This is a genomic window from Natronococcus occultus SP4, from assembly GCF_000328685.1.
Lineage (GTDB): Archaea > Halobacteriota > Halobacteria > Halobacteriales > Natrialbaceae > Natronococcus > Natronococcus occultus.
This window is the reverse complement of the sequence record NC_019974.1, coordinates 3,995,178-4,013,216: the sequence shown is the minus strand read 5'-3', so window position 1 is coordinate 4,013,216 and position 18,039 is coordinate 3,995,178. Positions and strand designations below refer to the sequence as shown.

The window sequence follows — 18,039 nt, the reverse complement described above, 5'->3', positions numbered from 1 at the left end:
TCAGAGCTCGGATACTCTACACGTCTGACGTAGGCTTAAGTGAATTCAGTTAGTAGTACGCGCAGACGCACTTCGCGGTGCTGGAGGGCCCAAGGATGGGATTGTTAACAGGACTCAAAGATAGTATCTCCCGGGTTACGGATCGGTTGTTTACCGACGAAACGCCCAAACGAATCGGTATCTACGGACCGCCCAACGCTGGAAAGACGACGCTCGCGAACCGAATCGCTCGCGACTGGACCGGCGACGCGGTCGGAACGGAGAGCCACGTTCCACACGAAACACGCCGCGCACGCCGGAAAGAGGACGTCGAGATCGAACGCAACGGCCAGTCGGTCTCGATCGACATCGTCGACACGCCCGGCGTGACGACGAAGGTCGACTACGAGGAGTTTACTGACGAGATGGAAGAGGAGGACGCGATCCGTCGCTCCCGCGAGGCCACCGAGGGCGTCGCCGAGGCGATGCACTGGCTTCGCGAGGACGTCGACGGCGTCATCTACGTCCTCGACAGCGCGGAGGATCCGATCACGCAGGTCAACACGATGCTGATCGGGATCATCGAGTCCCGGGATCTGCCGGTTCTCATCTTCGCGAACAAGATCGACCTCGACGAGGCGAGTGTCAAGCGGATCGAGGACGCGTTCCCCCAGCACAAGACGGTCCCCCTCTCCGCGAAGGAGGGCGAGAACATGGACGAGGTCTACGACAACATCGCGGAGTACTTCGGGTGAGCACTCGTGCCTAAAGCAACCAACCCGGACGACCCCGACGACAACGGCGTACAGATCGACCTCATCAGCGGCGAGCGAATGGAGTCGCTGGCCTCGACGGAGAAGATCCGGATGATCCTCGACGGCGTCCACGACGGCAATATCGTCATCCTCGAGGAGGGGCTCACTCCCGACGAGGAGAGCAAACTCATCGAAATGACGATGGCCGAAATCAGTCCCGACGCCGGCTTCAACGGGATCGAGATCGAGACCTACCCCAAATCGGAGACGAAAGACTCCTCGCTGCTCGGTCGGCTCATGGGGTCGAACGAGTCGGCCGCGAAGCTGACGGTGATCGGTCCGGCCAACCAGATCGAGACGCTTCACAAGGACGAAACGCTGATCAGCGCGCTCGTGTCCCGTAACTAATGCCGCATCAGTGCACGAACTGCGGCCACACGTTTCCGGACGGCTCGAAGGAGATGTTGTCGGGCTGTCCGGACTGTGGCGGGAACAAGTTCCAGTTCACGCCCGACACCGGAAGCGCCAGCTCCGGCGCTTCTGGTGACGACGGACCCGAACCCCCGGGATCGACGGACTCGGAGACGGGTTCCGATGGCGTCGCGTCCCGCGCCGCCGACACCGTTCGAGGCTGGGTCTCGTCCGGATCGGCCGACGGAACGACGGAGTCGACGCCTCCGAGCGAGTCCGCGGCCGAGGCCGGCCCGTCGGCGTCCGGGCCGACCGAAGCCGATTCGGACGCCCAGCAGTCTCCGGATCGAGACGGAACGGGTGCCGACTGGGACCGCGACCGCAAACCGACCGTCGGTCGCGACGAGGAGAGCGGCGACGACGAGTCGTTCAGGGAGTGGCCCGATACGGCCCGTCGTCCCGAGGACCGCTCCGACTCGTCCAGCGACCGTCCGACCGACGCCGACGACCGATCGGCCCCGTCCTCGGCCTCGAACGCGCCGGCCACGCAGTCGCCGGGGGAGACGACGGCCCCTCGATCGGACGTCGACGGCGCCAGAGACCACGAGACGGCGACGATGGCGGAGTCGGAGGACTCGGCGCAGGCAAGCGCCCGCAGCGAGATCGTCCCCACCGACGATCTTCCGTCGGGTTCGAACGCGGCCGAATCGGGAGACCCAATCACCGATGTCGATCCGATCGAGGACGGCAAGCGCGAACGGACGCCGGAGAACGGCCGGGTCGTCAGCGAACCCTCCGGCGAACAGCCCTCGATCGAGGAGCTCCGGGCCGAACTCAACGAGCAGTTCGAGAGCATCAAGATCCTCCGACCGGGCCAGTACGAGCTCAATCTTATGGAGCTGTACAACCGCGACGAGTACATCATTTCGCTCCAGGAAGACGGCCGCTACGTCATCGACGTCCCGGAATCTTGGCACGACGACGCCGACGAGTGAACCGGAGCGTCCTCGCGGTAGCAACGTTCGTTCGATTTCTAGATCGTCTGAGTCCAAACTACCGATCTTCCCTCCTCGAGATATCGAGCTCAGCTGACCCCGGTGGCTGCGGACCGAGACAGATGGATTTAAGCGACGCGACCGATAGCCTCCGCACATGAGTACTGCAACCAAGTCCGTCCTCGCGACGATCGCCGCGTCGGGGCTGCTGTCAGCACTGATCATCTTTCAGACCGTTCTCGTCTGATGTTCACCGCTCGAGAGCTCTCGAGCCCGGTGGCGGCGGTCCGGGAGGAACACGCCCCCGACGCCGTCGTCGTCGACTGCGAGCGGGACTTCGAGACGCTCCCCCCGTCCCAGGCCGAAGAGCTCGGCCTACTCGTGGATTCGCTCGAGCCGGCGACGTACCCGGCCGCGTGGCTCCCCGAGGACGTCCCGGAGCTGCTCGCCCGCTACGCGAGCGGTGACTTCACCGTCGGGATGCCCGGCGACGGCAGCATCGCCTGGACCCGCCAGACCGATCCGCCGACGATCGTCGTCAAACCCCGCGTCGAGGGATCGCCCGAATCGTTCATCGAATTCCTGCTCGCGGAAGCGCTCGTCGAGGTCGGACTCGGCGTTCCGGAACAGTTTCTGGGCTTTTTCGAGGACGAGTACCGGTCGCTCGACCGGGCGACGGCGCTCGATCCGGCCGACACCTACCAGGTCGCCGCGGCGCTGTACGACGGCTGGAAGGGACTTCAGACACGCGAGGCGTTCGCCGCGTGGGACGACGGCCATCCGGAGCTGGCCGACGCCTGGCGGGACGCGGGGAGTCGACTTGAGGAGCGAGTGTCCGGACTGCCGGGGGCCGTCGCCCGCGGCGAGACCGACTTCGCGGACGCGACCGAGCTGGCGTGTGCCGCGATCAAACACGGCCTCGAGCTGCCGGCACCGTTCGCCGCGCTCGATACCGACGCCTACCGGGATCACGGACCGGACTACGCGGTAACGTGGGCCGAAAAGACGTTCGACGCCCTCGAGGACTAGAACGTCGCCTCGATGCCGCCGTCCTCGTCGAGATCGATCGTGCCGTCGAACAGGTCGCGGAACTGGTCGACGAGTTCCTCGTCGTGTGGGTCCTCAGAGAGGTGGAACAGCCCGACGGCGTCGTGTTCCTCGAGCAGTTCGAGAATGCGCTCGGCGGCTCCGAGGGCCTGTTCCTCGCCGGCGTAGTAGGCGAGTTCGGTGACCGAATCGAAGCTGAGCCGGAGCTTCCCGTCGTGATCCGAGAGGAAGCCGTCGATGTGGTCGACGATACCGTCGACGTCGTCGGGTGCGGCGACGTAGTGGACCGTGTCGCTGGTTCGCCGGGAGTAGCCCCGCTCGATGCTCAGGGTGTCCAGAATCTCGGCGCGGTTCTCGTCGACGTCGTAGTATTCGAGTTTCTGTCTGGCTTCGCGAGCGGTCGTTCGGGTCGAGACGACCAGAAAGTTGTCGGTGTCGGTCTTGAGAAAGTCGGTGTCGATGCGGTCGGTCTCACCGGTGCTTGGGTGCAACAGAAGGATGCCGGTTCCCCCGGGGACCGTTTCGGGTGTCCCCTCGATCGCCAGTTCGTACTCCATACTGCGTGACCAATTGCCGGAATCGACTTAATACTGAGGATGTGTCGCTCGACAGCACGCGACGCCGTCACCGTTTTCGAGTCGAAACGAAGGATCGTTCGGTCACGTTCCGGTGCTCGACCGCGGACTCCCGACGATCAAACGTCCTCCTGACGCAGGAGGACGAGCATCGAGAACCCGGAGATCACCACCAGCAGAAGGGCGGGGACGGCCGCGTACCGGTAGGCCAGCGCGTCCTGTGCCCCCCAGATGATCGAGACGAGCGTGTCCATTCCGACAGGCTGGAGCATCAACGTCACGGGCAGTTCCTTCATCGTCGTCAGAAACACGAGGACGCCTCCGGCGATCAGCCCGGGCGTGATCAGCGGCAGCGTAACCCGGCGGAACGTCTCGAACCAGCCCGCGTTGAGCGTGCGGGCGGCCTCGATGGTCTTGTCGTCGATCTGGAGCACCGAGGACCGAACGGTGCCGACCGCCTGCGGGAGGAAGCGAACGACGTACGCGAACACGAGCAGGGCAACACCCTCCCGGTAGAACGAGGGCAGAGTCCTGGTGCCGAGGAAGACGAGCGCGAGCCCGATGACGACGCCAGGGACGGCGAACCCGACGTAGGTTGCCCGCTCGAGGATCCGTGAGAGAAGCGAGTTCGACCGCCCGGAGTAGTACGCGACCGGCAGGGCGAACAGACACGCGACCAGCGCGGCAAGCAGGGCCAGATAGACCGAGTTGAACGCGAACTCCCACTGGAACTCCAGCGAGGGGATCGGATCGCCCTCGCTGCGGAACAGCCAGTTCGTAAAGATCGCGACCGGAACGACGAGCGTGAGCACGCCGATCAGGGAGACAAAGCCCATTGCGGGCCACTTCCAGCGGCCGAGACGGATGGTCGCACCCTTGCCCGCCCCGCCGCTTACGTCCTCGTCACGACCGATGCCGGCCTCGATGACCAGCACGATGGCGACGATCGCGATCAACTGGAGTGCGAGCAGGGCGGCGTACTCGACGGCGAAGCCGCTGAACTCCCAGTAGATCGTGCTCGTGAAGACGTCGGCCTGCATGAACGCCGGCGTCCCGAAGTCAGAGACGGCATAGAGGGCAGCGAGCAGGGCACCAGCGGCGATTCCTGGTCTGATCTGCGGGAACGTAACCCGTCGGAACGCCTCGAAAGGACTCGCGTTGAGCGTGCGCGCGGCGTCGACCAGCGAGTCGTCCATCGACAGCAACGCCGCGCGGGTCGTCAGGAAGACGTAGGGGTAGGTGTACAGCGTGATAATCAGTATCGCTCCCGAGAGCCCGTCGATGCGCGGGATCGTCGTCCCCAGGAGCGTATCGACCTCGCCACCAGGCCCGAACATGCCGGCGAACGCGATCGCGCCGATGTAGCTCGGAATCACGAGCGGGAGTGCGGCGACGATGGTCCAGAGTCGAGGGTACGGGAGGTCCGTTCTCGTCGTCAATATGGCGAGCGGAACGCCAAGCAGGATCGAAAACACCGTGACGAGCACCATCAAAGCGATGCTGTTGATCGTGATCCGGGCCGTTTGCGAAGAGACGAGGAGGTCGTACGCGCGTGTCGGCTCGACCGTCGTCGCCTGCCAGAACAGCCAGAACATCGGGGAGACGACGAGGAACGCGACGATGGCACTCGACAGCGCCAGGGCTATCCTCGGACGATCGGTGTTCTCGAGTCGCTCCCGGATCGACTCGAGCGGCCGTGAAGAATCGAGATCGGTGAGTTTCATTGGAAATCGTCTGCTCGGTCCGCCGGAGCCGCGGACGTAATCGGCCGTTGGAGCTAGGCGCTCCTAAATCCCCCGAAGCGTTCCCGAGGGTTGGGAAGGACGATATCGGGCGTCTCGGGGCGCCTGCCGTTCGAACGGCGTCAGACGGTCATCCCTTCCTCGGTGAGGAGGTCCTGAGCTTCCTGGAGCTCCATGTCGAAGTCGCTGAGGTCGAACTCCGGCGGGTTGATCTCCTCGAGGTCGGGCAGCGGGCCGACGTAGTCGACGCCCTCGACGACGGGGTACTCGCCGTTGGCGTCCATCATGAACTCCTGGCCCTCGGCGGCCAGCAGGTGACGAACGAACTCCGCGACGAGTTCGGGGTCTTCGACGTCGTTCATCACACCAACGCCCGCGACGCTGAACAGACAGCCGGGGTCGTTCTCCGTGAACGTTGCTCTGATCGGGGCGCCGGAGTCCTCGTTGAGGATCCGGGCAGCGTAGTAGCTGTTTCCGAGCGCGACGATCGGGTCGCCGTCACCTCCTCTGTTGACGGCTTCCGCCTGATCCGACCCGCCCGAGAAGAGCTGTGCGTCCTGATCCTCGACCATCGCGCGGACCCACTCGCGGGTCTCTTCTTCGCCCTCGAGTTCGACCATCGCCTGGATGAACCCGCGGAAGGTTCCGGAGTTGGGTCGCGTCGAGATGATCCCCTCGAAACGGGGGTCCTCGGCGAACTCGAAGATATCCGTCGGCAGATCGTCGCCGTCCTCGAACTCGGTTTCCTCGGCGAGTCGCTCGCTGTTGTACTGGATCGAACGTACGCGACCCGTAACGCCGGTCCAGTAGCCGTCGGGCTCGCGGTAGCTCTCGGGAACCGCGTCGACGACGTCCTCGGGAAGCTGCTGGACGGCGTCCTCGCGCTCGAGTTCGGCCAGCGCACCCGGGTCCTGGGAGTACATCAGGTCGGCAGCGACCGCGTCACCCTCCTGCAGGATCTGGTTGACCTGGACGTCGTTGTCGTCGTAGTCGATGTTGAGCGTCAGTCCGTCGTACTCCTCTTCGAGCTCGACGAAGACGGGATCGATCTGGTCTCGGGTTCGTCCGGAGTAGATCGTCAGCTCACCCTCGAGATCACCGAGGTCGTCCCAGGAGACGGCCTCGGAGTCGACCGCCTCTCCCAGGGGTTCGGCGCTCGCGACCGCGCTATCGCCGCCGTCGTCACCGTTTCCGTCGTCACCGTCCTCACCGAGGCACCCCGCCAGTCCCGCGAGTCCAGCGACGGAGGCTCCCGCGGTGGCGAGGAGCGGTCGGCGACCGGTTGCGGTTCGGTCCGAACTGTCGTCATCGTCGCGCTGTTGCATATCTAGTTTTAGGTCGACCTAAAACATTAATACCTTCCGATTGTTCCCGAGAGAACGATCGAGAGGCCGGGATAGCTACCGCTTCCCGTTCGGCCCTCGTCCGATGCCCACGGATTTCGGCCGACCTAAACCTCTCCGAGCGAATCTTTTTAGGGAAGCCTAAAGAGCTTGTCGGTCGCTCCCGTCGTCCGGGACCGGAGCCGAACCCGTTTTGACCTTCTGGCGGAATAGGGTGGGTATGAGCGTACGCGAAGAGTTCGACGAGTGGGCTACGAGCGGTCGGGACAAGGGAATGGAGGAGCGCCACTGGCACACCGCCAAACACGCGCTCGCGCGGATGCCCGTCGAACCGGGCGACGTCGTCCTCGATCTGGGCTGTGGCAGCGGCTACGCCGGCCGTGCACTGCGAGATACCAAGGACGCCGGGCGGATCTACGGACTCGATGGCTCGCCCGAGATGGCCCGCAACGCCGCGAGCTACACCGAGGACGGCCAGGTCGGCTACGTCGTCGGCGACTTCGGTTCCCTCCCCTTTGCGGAGAACTCGATCGACCACGTCTGGTCGATGGAGGCGTTCTACTACGCCGCCGACCCCCACGAGACACTCGAGGAGATCGCGCGGCTCCTCCGACCGGGCGGCACGTTCTACTGCGCTGTCAACTACTACGAGGAGAACGTCCACTCCCACGAGTGGCAGGACAACATCGACGTGGAGATGACCCGCTGGGACCGCGACCAGTACCGCGAGGCGTTCCGCGCGGTGGGGCTCTCGGTCGCCGAACAGGACAACATCCCCGACCGGGAGATCGCCATCCCCAGCGAGGCGGAGTTCCCGCTCGAGGACTGGGACACCCGCGAGGCGATGGTCGAGCGCTACCGGGAGTACGGCACCTTGCTCACGGTCGGGGTCGCCCCCTGATTTCGGGTCGACGCTCCGGCCGAACCCCTTGATTTCCACTCGAGCGTTCGTCGGTCCCTCGGTTTTCTACTCGGGACGGTAGCTCTTCTTCCGGGACGGCGGCCAGCGACAACGAGGCGACTGCCGAAACGCCGATCGGACGTGACGGTACGGACGAGAACGACACCGACCGATCCGCAGCGGAACGCTACTCGAATCGCTCGCCGGCCGGAATCGTCACCTCGAGCCAGTTCTCCTCCGGCGGCAGCGGGCAGTCGAACGTCTCGCTGTAGGCACAGAACGGCGTGTACGCGATGTTGAAGTCGACGACTAACTCGTCGCCGGTCTCGAGGTCCCGGTCCGCGGCCAGTTCCATATATCGCCCGCCTTCGTAGGTCTGCTGGCCCGTCGTCTTGTCCCGGAACGGGACGAAGTACGGCTCCTCGTTCGGGCTCTCGAGCTGGTAGGCCGCCAGCTCGAAGGTTCCGTCCTCGAGGTCGTCGTCCTCGCGATCTAACTCGAACTCGAGGGTTACAGCCCGGAGGTAGCGCATCTCTCGGCCCGCCGTGGTGTCCATCAGGACGACCTCCGGATCGTCGTGGGCGGTTACGGTCGCGGTCACCCGGTAGGTCGGATCGGGATCGAAGTAGTCCAGTCCCTCGAACTCCTCGCGGTCCTCGGGCGGCACCGGCGACTGGGGATGTTCGGCGAAGAAGTCGTCCTTCTCGGCGCGCTTGGATTCGAGCTCCGCGCGCCACTCGTCGACGTCGATGGAATCGCTCATACCGTCGGTTGAGCAGCGAGACTGGAAGGCGTTGCGTTTGACAGACGGGAAACTAACCCCGCGAACGATAACCCCGCGAACGATAGTCGCCGCTGACAGCCAGTTCATGCGCTTGATCGCACGGGGGAAGCGCAGTTCGGACGGAACAGCGTGAGCGAGGAACAGGGGATGGCGAACGGGGAACGGAGTGGCCCGCGAGCTGCAGATCCGGGTGTCGCCAGTCCAGTTGTTACCTCCCTCCCGAAGTCGATTGGTCACGTCCAGACCGGGCCAGGAGCCGAAGCTCCGACACCACGGCTAACCAGACAGCCAGCGTGCCCTTCCGGGGGTGGTCCCTCGAGTAAGTACGCTGTACTCTGGTCCGGACCGAGATGATTAGCCACGTCTAATAATCTGTGTAGAAGCACAAACTATTTTAATTGGTGTGGCGGAATACGAGCTGATGACAGATCTCTCGAGGACTACTCAGCCCCGCTCTACGCGTCGGACGGTCCTCGCTGCGGGGGTCGGAACGCTCGCCGCGGGTATCGCGGGCTGTCTCGACGAGGATCCCCAGGACGGTAACGGTGTCGACGGCGACGACGATATAGCAAGCGAAGACGACGGAGACGACACGTACACCGTCGCCGCCGGAACGCCGGCGCTCTGGGACTTCACACGGGAGGTTGGCGGCGATCACGTGAACGCCGTCGATCTGGTTCCGACCGGCGAGCACGGCCACGACTACGAACCCGGGCCGGGGATCGTCGAGGAGATCGACGAGGCCGACGCGTTCGTTTATATGCGGGAGTTCGCCGGCTGGATGGACGACGCCGTCGCGGAGCTCGAGGACGACGACAGCGTCGCCGTCATCGACGCCTCATCGGGGATCGAGTTCTTCGACAGCCCCGCCGAAGACGACGACGAACACTGGTGGATGGACCCCGTCGAGTGTCAGAACGGCGTCGACAACATCGCCGCCGGCTTCGCGGAGCTCGATCCCGACCACGCCGACGAGTACGACGATAACGCGACCGATTTCAGCGAGGAGCTCGAGGAGATCCACGAGGAGTTCGAGGAGTTGGTCGAGCGCGCGACCCTCGACGAAATCGTCATCGGCACCCACGATTCCTTCCAGTGGTGGCACCGCCGGTACGACATCGACGTCTACTCTCCGATCGGCACGTCGCCGGATGGAGAGGCGTCCGCACAGGACATCGAGGAGGTCGAAAACCACATCGAGGAGTACGATATCGAGCACGTCCTCTACGACGTCGGCGAGCCAGCCCACCTCGCCGAATCGATCGCCGACGAGACGGGCGCGGAGGTGCTCCCGCTCTCGCCGGTGGAGACGCAACTCGACGAAACCACGGAGGTCGGGGACGTCGAGATGGAGTCCGACTGGGGGTATGTCGCCCACTATCAGGAGATCAACTTCCCGTCGCTCGAGCGAGCCCTCCAGGCAGCATAAGAGTTAGCAGTCTCGAAAGATTTGGATAGCCCAAGAGCAAAAACTGGTTACCAACCTCAAATGAACGCTGTAATAGCCGCCGAGAACGTCACCTTCGCGTACGACGACCAGCCCGTGGTCAAAGACGTCTCTCTTACGGTCGAAGCTGGCGATTTCCTGGGATTGATCGGACCGAACGGCTCCGGGAAGACGACCCTGTTGAAAATCCTGCTGGGACTGCAGACGCCGGATACGGGGACTGTCGAGCTGTTCGGCACCGACGCGACGTCGTTCGACGAGGGGACCCGTCTCGGCTACGTCTCACAGCAGTCCTCGGAGGCCGACACGACGATGCCGATCTCCGTCCGTGAGGTCGTACGGATGGGACGGTACGCCCACGCCGGCCTCTCGCCTCTCGGGTCCGACGATCATCGGATCGTCGACGACGCCCTCGAGCAGGTCGGTATCGTCGACCTGGCCGACCGACAGATCAGCTCGCTCTCGGGTGGACAAAAACAGCGGACGTACATCGCTCGCGCGCTCGCGTCCAAAGCCGATCTGCTGGCGCTCGACGAGCCGACGGTCGGGGTCGACGCCGACTCGCGGGACGCGTTCTACGATCTGTTACACGAACTCAACGAGGCGGGGATCACGATCGTCCTGATCGAACACGATATCGGCGTCGTCACCGAGCACGCCGATACGATCGCGTGTCTCAACCGCGAGCTCTACGAACACTGCGATACGGAACGGTTCCTCGAAACCGACGCACTCGAACGCGCGTTCAGCTCGGCGCGAGCAGCGCGGTCGACGGGCGTTGCCTCGGGAGACTGACGATGAACGACGATACGTTCCGGTCCCGGCGCGGGCTGACGGCGACCGCGGTCGGTCTTCCTGCGGCAGTGCTCGCTACCGCCGCGTTCGTCTACTGGGTTTTCCCGCCGCTTTTCGACGCGTTCTGGGGAACGACCTGCGGAGCAATCGACTCCTGGCTGGTCTGTAGTACGTTCCTTCAGCACGGCATTACGGCCGGCGTTCTCGTCGGGATCGCCGCGCCGCTCGTCGGCGCCTACGTCGTTAACCGGCAGATGGCACTCATCGGAGAGGCTCTCGCTCACACCGCGTTCGGCGGCGTAGCGATCGGACTCGTGGTCGGCGCGAGCGTCGAGTGGCTGAACTATCCGCTGGTCTTCGCGCTGATCGCCGCCGTCCTCGCCGCGCTCGGGCTCCAGTATCTCGCCGTGACGACGGACGCCTACGCCGACGTTCCGCTGGCGATCATCCTGACCGGGGGGTTCGCCGTCGGGGTCGCCGTCATCTCCTACGGCGAGGGTGTCGCGTTCGGTCGCGAGATCGAGAGCTACCTGTTCGGCAACATCCTGTTCGTTCCCTTCGAGAACGTCCAGCTGATGGTCGCGCTCACGATACTGGTCGTCGGCATGGTGGGGCTGACCCACAAGCAGTTGTTGTTCATCACGTTCGACCGCGAAGCGGCGCGACTGGCTCGGATCAACGTTTGGTTCTACGATACGCTCCTGATCGTCGTGACGGCGCTGGTCGTCGTCGCGGCGATGCAGATCCTCGGTGCGATCCTCGTCGCCGCGATGCTCGTCGTTCCCGTCGCGGCCGCAATGCAACTGACGAGCAACTTCAACCGCGGCCTCGCTCTCTCGATTCTGTTCGGCGAGATCGCTGTTCTCGCCGGCATTCTCTCCTCGTATTACCTCGACATTGCGACCGGACCGGCGATCGTTCTCGTCGCGATCCTTGTCTACGTGTTTGCAATCGTCAACGACAGGTAGCGTCAACCAATGAGTAACAACACAAACGAAATGAATGCTATCAAAGAGGTGACCTGAATCCGTATGTGGCCCTGGGAACACGCGATCATGGGATACGTCGCGTACTCGCTGTTTTGCCACGTCTACTACCGCGACTCGCCCGGCGGACTCGAGGCGTTCGCGGTCGTCTTCGCCTCCGTCCTTCCGGATCTGATCGACAAACCGCTGGCCTGGGAGTACGACGTCTTCGAGATCGGCTACGCGCTCGGCCACTCGATCTTCTTTGCCGTCCCGCTGTCGATCGCCGTCGGCGCGCTCGCCCGGTCGTACGGCCGCCCTCGTGCTGGACTCGCGTTCGCCGTCGGCTACCTGCTGCATCTGCCTGCTGACGTCGTCGACGGCTATGTCCGGGACGGCCACCTCAGCTTCTGGATCCTGCTGTGGCCGTTCCAACCGGACGAGGTTTACCACCACGCCCACGAGCACACCGGCTTTACCGACCAGTTCTTCGTCCTCCTGGGGAACTACCACCAGGAGCTGTTCTCCGACGATCCGTCGACGTACGCCCTGCTCATGCTCGGTGCGACCGGGTTTGCCGCCCTGCTGTGGCTCTACGACGGCGCACCGGTCTTCCGCGAGTCGGTCCTCGCGGTCAAGCGCGTCCTCGTGCGCTTGGTCGAGCTGGCGACCGACCCCCGGAGCCGGTGACGCGAGTCCTCGTCGGTTCCCGGCCGAGGATCTCCGAGCTTTATAACCGAAGCCGCGGCTACGGTTCGTCAACGCTATGAGCGACCGACGATGAGTACGGCAGGAATGACCGACTGGCGCTCGATCTTCGGCCACCCCCAGCCCTACGACGAGCAGGTCGACGGTATCGAGACCGCCATCGAAACCGCTCGCGATGGCGGCTACACCGTCGTCGAGGGGGCCTGTGGCACCGGAAAGACGATGATCGCGCTCACGGCCGGGATTGACCTCGTGCGCGACCCCAACACCGACTACGAGCGCGTCTTCGTCCTCACGAGCGTCAAACAGCAGCTGCGCCAGTTCGAGGACGACCTCGAGACGATCAACGAGAACCTGCCCGACGACTGGAACCCCGTCTCGGGGCTGACGCTGGTCGGGAAGGCCGACGTCTGTCCGTACAACCGCGCCGGTGCAGGAGGAATCGACGACGGCAACGTCTACGATCGCTGCGAGAGCCTGCGCGAGCGCACCCGCGACCTCACGGGCGAGGGCGGCGAGACGACTGCGGGGACGCTGACCGCCCGCGCCCGCCAGCAACAGACCGGGCTCGCCGACAGCGGAGCGACGGGCGCGACGGGACGGTTCCTCGAGACCGCCGGGGAGACCGCGGCCTACCCGCCGGAGATGTCGACCTACAGCGATGGCGGCGCGGTCGGCGCCGAGACGGAGTACTGCCCGTTCTACGCCCAGTACCTCGAGGACTTGCCTGACGAGGAGGACGACGACCCCGCCGAGGCCGTCCCCTTTGATTTCACCGCGACCGGGATGTTGACCCCCGACGACCTCGTCGCGCGGTCGGTCCGTCACGGCACCTGTCCCCATTCGGTGATGGGCGCCGCGCTGGGCCACGTCGAGGTCGTCATCGGCAACTACTACCACGCGTTCGATCCCACCACGACGACCGCGTTCACCGGCGCCCTGCTCGACGACTCGACGTTTGTCGTCTGCGACGAGGCCCACATGCTCGAGCCACGCGTGCGCGATCTGGTCAGTGACGGCGTCGCCGACCAGACGTTACGGGACGCCGAGACGGAGCTCTCTCGAGTGCTCCAGCCGATCCGGTTCGAGCGCGAGGGACGGGAGGCCCAGGGCGGTTCGAAGACCGCCGACGCCGACCTCGTCCGGGGCGAGCTCGAGGACAGCGACGTCTCTTTCGAGGAGCTCTCCCGCACCCTCGAGTTCGTTCGGGACCTCCGGGAGGAGCTCGACCGTCGCGTCACCGCCCACCTCGACCGGAACCACCGGGGGTGGCAGTCGAACCTCACCGAGCTCTCGGACGCGGAGATTCCTCTGCGCGACCCGCAGGAACCCGCTGTCGACGACCTCACCGAGTGGGCCGCCGACGCGGGCTACAGCGACGCCGTCTGGGTCCGGGCCGAGGACGTCGGTGCCGTCGTCGAGCGCGTGTTAAACGAGGCCGAGGACGAGGACCGAACCCGCGCGGCCCCCGCCGTCGGCCGCGTCCTCGGCGAGTGGTACCGCCGCGATCACACCGACTACTTCCGGGAGATCGAACTGGAACGCACCTGGGACGAGACCGAGCCGGCCGACTCCTGGCGACGGGCCTACACCGCCAGGCTCGCTTTACACAACTGTGTGCCAAGCGACGCGATCGGCGATCGGCTGGCGGCGTTCGGCGGCGGGATTCTGATGAGCGCGACCCTCGAGCCCGTCGCGGCGTTCACCGAGGTGACTGGCCTGGACTATCTCGCCGACGAGAAGGATCGACCGGTCGTCGAACGCCGGTACGGGCTCCACTTCCCCGAGGAGAACCGCGAGAGCTTCGCGGTTGCTGCGCCCAAATACACCTACGACAACCGGGGGCGGCCCGGCGAGACCAATCCCACGCGGACCCACTACGCCGACGCGGCCGCGAAGGTCGCTCGCCTCCCCGGCAACGTCCTCGTCGGGATGCCCAGCTACGCGGAGGCCGAGTGGATCGCGGGCGCCCTCGAGGACCGGATCGAGAAGCCCGTGCTGCTCGATTCCGCCAGCGACGACGAGACGACCCAGTCGCTCAAGAGCGACTTCTTTGCGGGCGAGGGGAAGGTGCTCGTCACGAGTCTTCGAGGGACGCTCACCGAGGGGGTCGACTACAGCGGCGACCGACTCTCTGCAGCCGTGGTCTGTGGCGTCCCGATCGTCAACACCTCGAGTCCGCGGACGACGGCCGTGCGCCGGGCCTACGACGACGCCTTCGGCGACGGCTTCGAGTACGCGTTGACGATCCCGGCGGTTCGGAAGGCCCGCCAGGCGGTCGGTCGGGTCATCCGCTCGGCCGAGGACGTCGGCGTCCGCGTGTTGCTCGACGAGCGCTACGCCCGGGACAGCTGGGACTCGGTGCGGGAGTACCTCCCCGACGACGGCGAGTTCCAGCCCGTCAGCCCCGACATGCTCGAGGTCGGGCTCGACCGGTTCCGGTCGCGACGCTCCTGAGGCGTCGAACGGCGCGGTGCCGGGGGGTCTCAGCGGACGGGAAACGCGTTCGCCCACGCGTCCCGCCAGCCTGTGAGCTCCTCTCGGAGCCGATCGTACCCGATCGAGACGGGCTCGGAGGGAACCGCGATAGCGTCCTCGAACGACTCGTCAAGATCGAGAAACGCCCGGCTGAGGGCCGGGATCTGTGAGTGACGCACGGCGAGTTCGGCCTGGATGTCGGCCGAGAGCAGGAAATTCAGGAAGTCGTAGGCGAGATCGACCTCCACGGCGTCCTCGAAGACGGCCGCACCGATCGGCGTCTCGTACCCCCGCTCGTCGGGAAATACGACCTCCCAGCCGTCGGTCTCCCATCCCTCGCGCTCGGCGTACGCCGCGTCGGTCGTGTAGCCGGCCGCGAGCGGTCGGTGGCCGTCCGCGAACGCCGTCACTGTCCCCTCCCAGTCGTCGGTGAGCTCGAGTCCGTTCTCGTCGAGCTCCCCCCAGTACCTGATGAACTCGTCCTCGCCGACGGTCTCGATCACCCACAGCAGGAAGGCGAGCCCGGCGTCGGAACGACCGGGATCGGGGGCCACCAGCGCGTCCTCGTAGGCGCCGTCGGGTAGCTCCTCCAGCGCGTCGGGTACCTCGAGGTCGTCCTCGTCCGCGTCGTCGCTTGACTCCTCCGGTCCGTTGGCTGCCTCGAGATCGTTCTCGTCGTACCACAGACAGCTGTAGCGCACCCCGGTGGGGACGACCCGATCCCAGGGATCGCCGAACGCGAGGTCATCGCGGAACCGATCCGTCGCCGGGAGCCGCTCGTCGTTGAGTTCGCGAAACGGGGTCTCGGGGGCGAGCCTCGCGTCGAGGTCGGCCAGATCGGGCGGCGTGAGCCCGAGGTAGACGTCAGCGTCGATCTCGGCGTCCTGTTCGACGCGCCTGCGGTAGTGTTCGAGGCCGGCCTCCGGGACGGTCCACTGGAGTTCGGCGTCGGGAAACTCCTCCTCGAAGGCCTCCCTGAGCCAGTCGCCGACTGCCCGCTCGCCGACGACCATCGACTCGGTCGTCGCGACCCGGAGGACGCCCTCGAGATCGGGCTCGTCGGGTTCGACGTCGTCCCGATCGGTCGCGTCGTCGGCGTCGTCCTCGTCGTCCTCGCGGGAGAAACAGCCGGCGGCTCCAGTGAGCGCTCCGACGCCGACGGCCCGCACGACCGCACGCCGATTCATACGGGTAGTGACTCTCCGTGTCGTCTTAAGCCCGGGGATCACCCCGGCGACGGGGCGTCCCGTCTCAGAAAAGCTTTGACGGTCGACGCCGACCGGTCGGTGTGACAGCCACCGCAAACTCCCCGCGGCGACGGCGCTACGTCCTCGGCGGCGTCGTGGCGTTGCTGGGTCTGCTGACCGGCGCGATCCTGCTCGAGGTGCTTGGAACGATCCTCTTCGCGTTAACGGTCGCATACGTTCTGGTTCCGGTCCATGGCTGGCTGGTCAGGCGCGGCCTCGGCGAGTGGGCCGCAGCCGTCGGCGCGACGCTCGTCGGCTTCGTGAGCGCGACCGCGGTGTTCGCGCCGATCGTCCTCACGCTGTACTTCCGGGTCGACGAGGTGGTCGCCCTCATCGAGGAGGCGCCGGCCGAGATCCCGGTGACGGTCCTCGAGATGACCTACACGATCGAGACCAGGGAGGTCCAGGCGCTCGCGGTGGGCTTTCTCCGGGACGTCGCCGTCTCGCTTGCCTCGTCGTTACCGGTGCTCGCGATCAAGTTCGCGCTGTTCGTCATCCTGCTGTTCGCCCTGCTGTACAAGGGCGACGCCGCCGCACGCGCCGCGATCGCGCCCGTTCCCCACGAGTATCGGGGCGTCGTTCGAGCGCTCGCCGTCCGGGCTCGGGAGACGCTGTACGCGATCTACGTCCTGCAGCTCGCGACGTCGCTCGCCTCCCTGCTGATCGGCTACCCCCTCTTTCACCTGCTCGGGTACGAGATGGCGTTTACCCTCGCGCTGTTCGCCGCGATCTTGCAGTTCGTACCGATCATCGGCCCGAGCCTGTTGATCGCCCCGATCGCGCTCTATCACGTCGCCGCGGACGAACTCGCCGCGGCGGCGCTGGTCGGCGTCCTCGGCATCACGCTCGTCGCCTGGCTGCCCGACATCGTCGTCAGACCCCGTCTCGCCCGCCGCTCGGCCGGGCTGCCGGGAAGCCTCTACTTCGTCGGTTTCACCGGCGGACTCTTCACCCTCGGCGCGATCGGGATCGTGGTCGGTCCGCTGATCGTCGCGATCTTCGTCGAAGCGATCGAGCTGCTCGCCGACGAGGTCAACGGCGACGTGAGCCTCGCGGAGCTCGCGTCGCCCGACTCCGAGAACGGCGGCACGCGAGCGTCGAGCGCCGACGTGGAATCCGAGGTCCCGACCGACGACTGACCGGCAGCGACACCCAACACGCCTTTCTCCCTGCTCATCGTCGGTCCCACATGGTCAGTGGCCGAACGATCATCAACGCGATCATCGGTGCCGTCGTCGGTATCGTCCTCTCCTTTATCCCGTTCTCGACGGTCATCGGCGGCGCGGTCGCGGGCTTTCTCGAGGGCCCGAACGACCGGGACGGGGCGATCGTCGGCGCCCTCGCCGGTGCGATCACGTTCGTTCCGATCGCCGCCGTTGCCGTGCTGGGAATCGGGTTCGTCGGGTTCGGGTTCGGCGTCGCCGCCGCACCTGCGGAGGGCTTTGCGTTCGTCGTTCTGTTGATCCTCGTCGGCGTCCTGTTCGCGTTCGTCTACACCGTCGGCCTGTCGCTGCTCGGGGGGTATCTCGGCGCCTACCTCGCGCGAGAGTATCCTCGACGACACGCGCGGACGCGGGAGACGATCGGCACGAGGCGACGGGATCCGCCGCATCGTTCCGGGGCGCAACCGCGCGAGCGGGACGAGGACGCGACCGATCGGTCCGACCCGGAACCGTCCTCGCGAAACGAACCGGTTGCCGAGCCCGAGGACGACGACCTCGATCCCTCGCGGTGGCACGAAACCCGGGACCGCGAGCGAGACGAGTAGCCCACACGAACTCGAAAAGCGCCGACGTTCGATCGTCCGTCCGGGGCGGGCACTCACCGCCGAGACGGCCGGCGACGCCGACGGTGCCGGCTCCGCAGA

Annotated in this window: 17 protein-coding genes; 12 read left to right on the top strand and 5 right to left on the bottom strand. The window is 65.7% G+C overall.

Going from position 1 to position 18,039, the window contains the following annotated elements:
• Positions 1–95: 95 nt before the first annotated feature.
• The 4 genes from NATOC_RS19485 (at position 96) to NATOC_RS19470 (ending at position 3,169) form a co-directional block, all read left to right on the top strand.
• Positions 96–734 (top strand): Era-like GTP-binding protein, encoded by a 639-nt coding sequence (locus NATOC_RS19485; RefSeq protein ID WP_015323204.1) that lies wholly within the window; start codon positions 96–98, stop codon positions 732–734.
• Between the two features lie 6 nt (positions 735–740).
• A complete protein-coding gene (locus NATOC_RS19480) occupies positions 741–1,142 on the top strand; it encodes a DUF2073 domain-containing protein (RefSeq protein ID WP_015323203.1) in 402 nt (133 codons plus the stop codon).
• On the top strand, positions 1,142–2,140 hold the full coding sequence (locus tag NATOC_RS19475) for an OapC/ArvC family zinc-ribbon domain-containing protein (protein WP_015323202.1): 999 nt from the start codon (positions 1,142–1,144) through the stop codon (positions 2,138–2,140). Before NATOC_RS19480 ends, NATOC_RS19475 begins: the two co-directional genes overlap by 1 nt.
• Before the next feature lie 246 nt (positions 2,141–2,386).
• A complete protein-coding gene (locus NATOC_RS19470) occupies positions 2,387–3,169 on the top strand; it encodes a DUF7089 family protein (protein ID WP_015323200.1) in 783 nt (260 codons plus the stop codon).
• On the opposite strand, the gene NATOC_RS19465 is transcribed toward NATOC_RS19470, so the two are convergent.
• From NATOC_RS19465 to NATOC_RS19455, 3 genes are all read right to left on the bottom strand, one after another.
• On the bottom strand, positions 3,166–3,744 hold the full coding sequence (locus tag NATOC_RS19465; RefSeq protein WP_015323199.1) for a DUF7090 family protein: 579 nt from the start codon (positions 3,742–3,744) through the stop codon (positions 3,166–3,168). The two genes, NATOC_RS19470 and NATOC_RS19465, sit on opposite strands and share 4 nt — an antisense overlap.
• Before the next feature lie 137 nt (positions 3,745–3,881).
• Positions 3,882–5,486 carry an ABC transporter permease gene (locus NATOC_RS19460; protein ID WP_015323198.1) on the bottom strand — a complete coding sequence of 535 codons (1,605 nt, stop codon included), beginning with the start codon at positions 5,484–5,486 and terminating at the stop codon, positions 3,882–3,884.
• Positions 5,487–5,626: 140 nt separating this feature from the next.
• Complete coding sequence (locus tag NATOC_RS19455) at positions 5,627–6,829, bottom strand: extracellular solute-binding protein (protein ID WP_015323197.1); 1,203 nt, start codon at positions 6,827–6,829, stop codon at positions 5,627–5,629.
• A 238-nt stretch (positions 6,830–7,067) separates the two neighbouring features.
• Between NATOC_RS19455 and NATOC_RS19450 the strand changes: the two genes are divergently transcribed.
• Positions 7,068–7,748, top strand: a complete 681-nt coding sequence (locus NATOC_RS19450) for a class I SAM-dependent methyltransferase (RefSeq protein ID WP_015323196.1) — start codon at positions 7,068–7,070, stop codon at positions 7,746–7,748.
• A 187-nt stretch (positions 7,749–7,935) separates the two neighbouring features.
• On the opposite strand, the gene NATOC_RS19445 is transcribed toward NATOC_RS19450, so the two are convergent.
• A complete protein-coding gene (locus tag NATOC_RS19445; protein WP_015323195.1) occupies positions 7,936–8,511 on the bottom strand; it encodes a DUF1684 domain-containing protein in 576 nt (191 codons plus the stop codon).
• A gap of 442 nt (positions 8,512–8,953) precedes the next feature.
• Here NATOC_RS19445 and NATOC_RS19440 point away from each other — a divergent pair, with 442 nt between their 5' ends.
• From NATOC_RS19440 to NATOC_RS19420, 5 genes are all read left to right on the top strand, one after another.
• A complete protein-coding gene (locus tag NATOC_RS19440; protein ID WP_015323194.1) occupies positions 8,954–9,961 on the top strand; it encodes a metal ABC transporter substrate-binding protein in 1,008 nt (335 codons plus the stop codon).
• 60 nt (positions 9,962–10,021) lie between these two features.
• Positions 10,022–10,774 (top strand): metal ABC transporter ATP-binding protein, encoded by a 753-nt coding sequence (locus tag NATOC_RS19435; RefSeq protein ID WP_015323193.1) that lies wholly within the window; start codon positions 10,022–10,024, stop codon positions 10,772–10,774.
• Positions 10,775–10,776: 2 nt separating this feature from the next.
• Positions 10,777–11,742: a metal ABC transporter permease gene (locus NATOC_RS19430; protein WP_015323192.1), complete on the top strand. Its 966-nt coding sequence runs from the start codon at positions 10,777–10,779 to the stop codon at positions 11,740–11,742.
• A 63-nt stretch (positions 11,743–11,805) separates the two neighbouring features.
• Positions 11,806–12,429: a metal-dependent hydrolase gene (locus NATOC_RS19425; RefSeq protein WP_015323191.1), complete on the top strand. Its 624-nt coding sequence runs from the start codon at positions 11,806–11,808 to the stop codon at positions 12,427–12,429.
• A 105-nt stretch (positions 12,430–12,534) separates the two neighbouring features.
• The gene (locus tag NATOC_RS19420; protein WP_015323190.1) at positions 12,535–14,904 is read left to right on the top strand and encodes an ATP-dependent DNA helicase; all 2,370 of its coding nucleotides are present in this window, start codon (positions 12,535–12,537) and stop codon (positions 14,902–14,904) included.
• Positions 14,905–14,933: 29 nt separating this feature from the next.
• On the opposite strand, the gene NATOC_RS19415 is transcribed toward NATOC_RS19420, so the two are convergent.
• Positions 14,934–16,112 carry a thiamine ABC transporter substrate-binding protein gene (locus NATOC_RS19415; RefSeq protein ID WP_015323189.1) on the bottom strand — a complete coding sequence of 393 codons (1,179 nt, stop codon included), beginning with the start codon at positions 16,110–16,112 and terminating at the stop codon, positions 14,934–14,936.
• A 101-nt stretch (positions 16,113–16,213) separates the two neighbouring features.
• Here NATOC_RS19415 and NATOC_RS19410 point away from each other — a divergent pair, with 101 nt between their 5' ends.
• Together NATOC_RS19410 and NATOC_RS19405 are read left to right on the top strand one after the other, a co-directional pair.
• Positions 16,214–17,311 carry an AI-2E family transporter gene (locus tag NATOC_RS19410; RefSeq protein ID WP_015323188.1) on the top strand — a complete coding sequence of 366 codons (1,098 nt, stop codon included), beginning with the start codon at positions 16,214–16,216 and terminating at the stop codon, positions 17,309–17,311.
• Positions 17,312–17,361: 50 nt separating this feature from the next.
• Positions 17,362–17,940: a DUF5518 domain-containing protein gene (locus tag NATOC_RS19405; protein WP_015323187.1), complete on the top strand. Its 579-nt coding sequence runs from the start codon at positions 17,362–17,364 to the stop codon at positions 17,938–17,940.
• Positions 17,941–18,039 lie beyond the last annotated feature (99 nt).